The 5,952-nt window shown below is 67.4% G+C and carries 6 protein-coding genes and 1 pseudogene; 2 read left to right on the top strand and 5 right to left on the bottom strand.

The window, feature by feature from the left end:
* A pseudogene (locus tag KQ297_RS12335) lies at positions 1-122 on the top strand (photosystem II q(b) protein); the annotation flags it as partial.
* Positions 123-225: 103 nt separating this feature from the next.
* Here the strand turns inward: KQ297_RS12335 and KQ297_RS12330 are convergent.
* Together KQ297_RS12330 and KQ297_RS12325 are read right to left on the bottom strand one after the other, a co-directional pair.
* The gene (locus KQ297_RS12330) at positions 226-714 is read right to left on the bottom strand and encodes a hypothetical protein (RefSeq protein WP_259739682.1); all 489 of its coding nucleotides are present in this window, start codon (positions 712-714) and stop codon (positions 226-228) included.
* On the bottom strand, positions 711-1,166 hold the full coding sequence (locus KQ297_RS12325; RefSeq protein WP_255441546.1) for a hypothetical protein: 456 nt from the start codon (positions 1,164-1,166) through the stop codon (positions 711-713). Before KQ297_RS12325 ends, KQ297_RS12330 begins: the two co-directional genes overlap by 4 nt.
* Before the next feature lie 177 nt (positions 1,167-1,343).
* On the opposite strand from KQ297_RS12325, the gene aroC reads away from it, so the two are divergent.
* Positions 1,344-2,435, top strand: a complete 1,092-nt coding sequence (aroC, locus tag KQ297_RS12320; RefSeq protein WP_259739681.1) for a chorismate synthase — start codon at positions 1,344-1,346, stop codon at positions 2,433-2,435.
* Here aroC and KQ297_RS12315 read toward each other — a convergent pair.
* The 3 genes from KQ297_RS12315 to sat all read right to left on the bottom strand — a co-directional run.
* The gene (locus KQ297_RS12315; RefSeq protein ID WP_259739680.1) at positions 2,417-3,094 is read right to left on the bottom strand and encodes a bifunctional 4-hydroxy-2-oxoglutarate aldolase/2-dehydro-3-deoxy-phosphogluconate aldolase; all 678 of its coding nucleotides are present in this window, start codon (positions 3,092-3,094) and stop codon (positions 2,417-2,419) included. The two genes, aroC and KQ297_RS12315, sit on opposite strands and share 19 nt — an antisense overlap.
* On the bottom strand, positions 3,069-4,913 hold the full coding sequence (gene ftsH3, locus KQ297_RS12310) for an ATP-dependent zinc metalloprotease FtsH3 (RefSeq protein WP_185466625.1): 1,845 nt from the start codon (positions 4,911-4,913) through the stop codon (positions 3,069-3,071). The genes KQ297_RS12315 and ftsH3 overlap by 26 nt, the downstream gene beginning before the upstream one ends.
* A gap of 54 nt (positions 4,914-4,967) precedes the next feature.
* A partial coding sequence (gene sat / locus KQ297_RS12305) for a sulfate adenylyltransferase (protein WP_259739679.1) occupies positions 4,968-5,952 on the bottom strand: 985 nt, incomplete at its 5' end.

The following is a 5,952-nucleotide window of genomic DNA, read 5'->3' as shown; positions in this document are numbered from 1 at the left end:
TGCTGAACCGCGCTGGTCTGGGCATGGAAGTGATGCACGAGCGCAATGCGCACAACTTCCCGCTGGACCTGGCTTCTGCTGAAGCCACTCCCGTGGCGCTGACCGCTCCTGCGATCGGCTGATGCTGCCGGTGGGTCCACCAGGGCCCGCCCCACCTGCATCAGAACAACGAAAGCCCCTGCTTCGGCAGGGGCTTTTTTGTGTGGATCCATCAGCCCGAAGGTCTCAGCGGTAGGGGGCCAGGCCGAATCTCTGCGCCTCGCTGGGGCTCTGCGGGGCCGGTGTGGCCCTGCCGATGGCTGGCCCACGCCTTCCGGGAGAGCGCCTTTCCCCGAATTCCGCGAGGAGGGCCTGGCATCCGCCGGCACTGCGGATGGCGGCATCGACTCGCTGCAGGGGAATGGCCTCGCCCCAGCCCGGTTGCCAGCCCCTGCTCTCCCCGAAGCCCTGGAGTCTCTGGCGGGCCTGGCTGCGGCTGATCACGCCACTGCGCAACTGGCAGGTGGTGGCCGCCAGGCTGGCCAGCTGCTCACCCTGGGGCCTGTTCCGTCCCGTCCCCGCCGGGCTCCGGAAGGGGGCCGGACCTGGGAGCGCCAGGGGATTTGGAGCTGGAAACAGCCGAGGACCGAGCGTCGGCGACTGCAAGGGGCCTGCGTATCCGCCGCCCAGCTGGGAGAGGGCGGCCATGGCGAGCTGAAGCAGAAGATTGTTCATGGCCGGGAGGACGCTGAGGTTGGAGAGCAGTAGCGATCGAACAGCTGCAACACCTGCTCGGGTGGCAGCTGGGCTGTGTATCGGGCCTCGAGTTCAGCGAGTTGCTGCCCCCTGGGATAAGCCCTCAGCGAACGCAGGTCGTCCGGGGCGTAACTGGCCAGACTGCGGGCCATCGATCGATGGTGCTGCCGATGGGTGATGGAGCCACCGACGCAGGCCTGCATCCGATGGGTGGCCTCATGAGCCAGGGTGTTCCACACCGCCGCCGGTGAGCGGTGGGACCGGCAGATCACGATCGTGTCGTTGCCGGAGTGATACAGACCCTGGAGCCCTCGCTGGGGACAGCTGCGCTGGATCACCGTGACTCCGGCGGAGCCCAGCCGGGCTCGGAGGGTGTCGATGGCCTCCCAGGTGGTGGCGGCTGCAGGCCCCCCGGCGAAAGCCAGGGTCATGCCGAGAGCGATCAAAAAAGGTCGATGGGGGATCTCCATCCGCACAACAGCATCTCGGTGCTTTCAGCATCCTGCTGAACCAGGGCTGATGGCATCCCCCGTTCAGGGGATCTTCACGGGCTGAAGACGCTCAGAAGCAAAGCCGTTGCGTAGGCTCCAGGTCAGAAGGACGAGGAGATGGGCAGCAGCTTCGGGCAACTCTTCAGGGTCAGCACCTTCGGCGAATCCCACGGTGGTGGTTTGGGTGTGATCGTCGACGGCTGCCCACCCCGACTCGCCCTGGACCCGGAAGCCATTCAGGCGGAGCTCGATCGCAGGAAGCCCGGCCAGAGCAGGATCACCACCCCCCGCAAGGAAGCCGACCGCGTCGAGATCCTCAGCGGGCTGCTGGACGGGGTCACCCTGGGCACGCCGATCGCCATGGTGGTGCGCAACAAGGACCAGCGCCCCGGCGATTACAGCGAGATGGCGGTGGCGTTCCGGCCCTCCCACGCCGACGCCACCTACCAGGCGAAGTACGGCATCCAGGCCCGCAGCGGCGGCGGCAGGGCCTCGGCGCGGGAAACGATCGGCCGGGTGGCGGCCGGGGCCATCGCCAAACAACTGCTGGCCAGGGCCCATGGCACCGAGGTGATCGCCTGGGTGAAGCGGATCCACACGATCGAAGCCAGCAGCATCGATCCAGCGAGCGTGACCATCGAGGCCGTGGAGGGCAACATCGTGCGCTGCCCCGATGCCGCCTGCGCCGAGCGCATGATCGAGCGCATCGAGGCGATCGGCCGCGAGGGCGACTCCTGCGGCGGGGTGATCGAGTGCGTGGTGCGTCAGGCGCCGGTGGGGCTGGGCATGCCCGTCTTCGACAAGCTGGAGGCCGATCTGGCCAAGGCCGTGATGTCGCTGCCGGCCACCAAGGGGTTCGAGATCGGCTCCGGCTTCGCCGGCACCCTGCTGCGGGGCAGCCAGCACAACGACGCCTTCCTGGCCACCGAGGATGGATCGCTGCGCACCGCCACCAACAACTCCGGCGGCATCCAGGGCGGCATCAGCAACGGCGAAACCATCGTGCTGCGGGTGGCCTTCAAGCCCACCGCCACGATCCGCAAAGCCCAGCAGACCGTGACCTCCAGCGGGGAAGCCACCGTGCTGGAGGCCAAGGGCCGCCACGACCCCTGCGTGCTGCCGCGGGCGGTGCCGATGGTGGAAGCGATGGTGGCCCTGGTGCTGGCCGACCACCTGCTGCGCCAGCAGGCTCAGTGCAGCCTCTGGTGAAAGGCTGAGGGATAGGCCTGCACCCAGCGCGTCAGTCCAGGATCCAGTGCTGGTGGTGCACCCACTCCGCTGGCGACCGCGAACAGCCTGGACCCCAGGGCCAGGGCATTCACCCCCGCCTCGAGCCAACCGCTGAGGTCAGCAACCCCAAGACCCCCGGCCGCGATGCAGAAGGGCAAGGGGCCCAGCGCGCCGGACAGGGAACTCCAGTAGGATGGCCCCAGGGCATTGGCCGGGAAGAGCTTCACTGCCGTGCAGCCCAGCCCGACCGCCTGCTGCACCTCGGTGGGGGAGAAGACCCCCGGCACCAGGGTGATCCCCAGCTGCCGGGCCGCTGCCAGCAGCTGGGGATCGAGCACGGGTGAGACCGCAAAGGAGAAACCGGCGTGATGGGCCGCCTCCAGCGCCTGAAGCGTGCGCACCGAAGCGGCCCCGAAGCGCATGGTCGGGAAGCACCGGGCCAGTTCATCGCACTCCTGGCTCCAGCCTGGCCAGGGGCTCCAGGCGATCTCCACATGGCGCAGCCCGGCCGCGTTCAGGAGCGCGATCCGGGCCTTGGCCTCCAGCGGGCGGACCGGGCGCAACACCGCCAGCAGCGGCAGCGCCCGGAGTTCATCGAGAAGAAGCCGGGGCTCAGACGTATTCAGCCACGCGGACATCGCTGCGGATCAGAAGCTCCTGGAGCTCTTCGGCATCGACGGTTTCCTTCTCCACCAGCAGCTCAGCCAGTTCATCAAGAACGGAGCGGTTCTGGACCAGCACCCATTTGGCGCGGTGGTAGGCCTCATCCACCAGCAGACCCACCTCTGAGTCGATGGTGGCGGCGGTGTCTTCGGAGAAGTCGCGCTCGGCGGCGATGTCGCGGCCGAGGAACATGCCCCCCTGCGCCCGGCCCAGGGCCACGGGGCCCAGCTTGTCGCTCATGCCGAAGCGGGTGACCATCTGACGGGCCACCCGGGCCACCTGCTGGAGGTCGTTGGAGGCGCCGGTGGTGACTTCGTCTTCACCGTAGACGATCTCCTCGGCAACACGGCCACCGAGGGCCACGGCCATCTGGTTCTGCAGATAGGAGCGGGAATAGAGGCCTGACTCCATCCGCTCCTCACTGGGGGTGAAGAAGGTGAGGCCCCCGGCCTGACCGCGGGGAATGATGCTGATCTTCTGCACCGGGTCGTAGTCGGGCATCAGGGCGCCCACCAGGGCATGGCCGGATTCGTGATAGGCCACGAGCCGCTTGCGCTTCTCGCTCATCACCCGGTCTTTCTTCTCAGGGCCGGCCATCACCCGCTCGATCGCGTCGTTGACCTCATCCATCGAGACTTCGGTGAGCTGACGACGGGCCGCCAGGATCGCAGCTTCGTTGAGCAGGTTGGCCAGATCGGCGCCGGTGAAGCCGGGGGTGCGGCGGGCCACCTTGTCGAGATCGACGTCTTTGGCCAGGGTCTTCCCGCGGGCATGGACGCCGAGGATCTGCAGACGGCCGGCATAGTCCGGACGGTCGACCACCACCTGGCGATCGAAGCGGCCCGGCCGCATCAGCGCTGAATCGAGCACATCCGGACGGTTGGTGGCCGCCACGATGATGATGCCGGTGTTGCCCTCGAAGCCGTCCATCTCGGTGAGCAGCTGATTGAGGGTCTGCTCCCGTTCGTCGTTGCCACCACCGAGGCCCGCGCCCCGCTGACGCCCCACCGCGTCGATCTCGTCGATGAAGACGATGCAGGGAGCGCTCTTCTTGGCCTGCTCGAACAGATCGCGCACGCGGCTGGCACCCACGCCCACGAACATCTCCACGAACTCGGAACCGGAGATGGAGAAGAAGGGAACGCCGGCCTCGCCGGCCACGGCCTTGGCGAGCAGGGTCTTGCCGGTGCCAGGAGGGCCCACCAGAAGCACACCCTTGGGAATCTTGGCGCCGACGGCGGTGAAGCGGTCAGGGTTCTTGAGGAAGTCGACCACTTCGGTGAGCTCGAGCTTGGCGCCCTCAATGCCGGCCACATCCCCGAAGGTGACCTGGGTCTGGGGCTCCATCTGAACCCGGGCCTTGCTCTTGCCGAAACTCATGGCGGGATTGCCGCCGCCCCCCTGGGCGCGCCGCAGCAGGAAAAACAGTCCCCCCAGCAGCAGCAGCGGGAACAGCAGGCTGCCCACGGCCTGCTGCCAGGCGGCGGGCTCACGGTTGGGCTGGACTGCGATGTCGACGTTGTGCTCGGTGAGCAGCTTGAGCAGGTCCTTGTCAGGGGCGAGGTTGACCACGGCGCGATTGCCGTCGTTCTCGACGACCTGGGCGGTGCCGCGGTCGGGGGAGATCAGCACCCGCGAGATCTGGTTCTCCTGAACCGCCTCGACGAAATCGCTGTAACGGAGGCTTCTGGGGGCGTTGGCCTGATCAGGGCGACCCAGGAAAGCGGAGCCCACCGCAATCACCACGATCGCCAGGAGCACGTAGAGCCCTGCGTTGCGCCAGCGTTTGTTCAACCTGCCTGCTCCTGAGAGTTGAAGTAACAGAATGTTAACCGTCGCCGAGGCCCGTCAGGCGGACCGCAGCACCTCCACCACGCTACGAAAGGCGAACCACTCCGGGATCTCCTCACCGCTGCGCAGCATCTGCCGGAACTGGGTTCCGCTCAATTTCTTCACATGCAACCCCCTCGCCTGGGCGTGTTCGGCCGTCACGTAGCCCTCCTCTTCGGTGTACACCAGGTTCAGTGACGGCACCGTCTCCATGCCCAGCTCCGGCGCGTTGTCACGGGCAAAGTCCTGGGCGTCGTAGGGACCGTAGAAGTCCTCGCCGCTCAGGGAGCTCTTGCAGCCCGCCATGTCGCGGCCGATGATGAAGTGGGTGCAGCCGTAATTCTTGCGGATGATCATGTGCTGCAGCGCCTCCCGAGGCCCCGCCATGTGCATCGCGTAGGGCAGGTAGGCCCAGCGGATGCGTGGGTTGGCCACCTCCGCCGCCAGTCGCTCGTAGGTCTGGAAGCGCACTTCCCCGGCAATGTCGTCCTCCTGGGTGGGACCGCAGGTGGGATGCACCAGCACCACCCCCGACTCACTGACGTTCGTGGCGTGGAGCGCGCGGGTGAACAGCTCGTAGTGGGCCCGATGAATCGGATTGCGGCACTGGAAGGCCACCACATCCTCCCCATGGGGCAGTTCGGCGCGGACCTGGGCGGGGGTGCGGCAGGGGAACACCCGCCGGGGCAGCTCAAGGCCCTGCAACGCGCCGCCCAGGTAGTAGCGCCCCCGCTCAGTGGCGATCATGCGCACCGCGGGATGCTCCAGCGAGGTGGTGCCGTAGCAACCTTTGGCCTCCTTGACCTTGTCGGGCTCCCAGCGGCTCTCCACCGTGAGCACCGCCAGCTCCTGCCCCTGGTAAGTGAGCAGCAGCCTCTGCCCCACCGCCACGTCCTCCTGGTCGGTGTCGAACACGATCGGCAGCCCGAACAGCAGCCCTGAGGTGGTGCGGTATCCCGCCACCACGGCGTCGTAATCCTCCTGGTGCATGAAGCCCAGCAGC

Source organism: Synechococcus sp. CS-205 (assembly GCF_025128255.1).
Taxonomy (GTDB): Bacteria; Cyanobacteriota; Cyanobacteriia; order PCC-6307; family Cyanobiaceae; genus Regnicoccus_A.
The sequence above is the reverse complement of the archived record's forward strand: the minus strand, read 5'-3'. Positions and strand labels throughout refer to the sequence as shown.

Bases quoted from the DNA above. Each gene is read 5' to 3' on its own strand.
- KQ297_RS12330 (WP_259739682.1), bottom strand. From the start codon at position 714: ATGAACAATCTTCTGCTTCAGCTCGCCATGGCCGCCCTCTCCCAGCTG.
- KQ297_RS12325 (WP_255441546.1), bottom strand. From the start codon at position 1,166: ATGACCCTGGCTTTCGCCGGGGGGCCTGCAGCCGCCACCACCTGGGAG.
- aroC (WP_259739681.1), top strand. From the start codon at position 1,344: ATGGGCAGCAGCTTCGGGCAACTCTTCAGGGTCAGCACCTTCGGCGAA.
- KQ297_RS12315 (WP_259739680.1), bottom strand. From the start codon at position 3,094: ATGTCCGCGTGGCTGAATACGTCTGAGCCCCGGCTTCTTCTCGATGAA.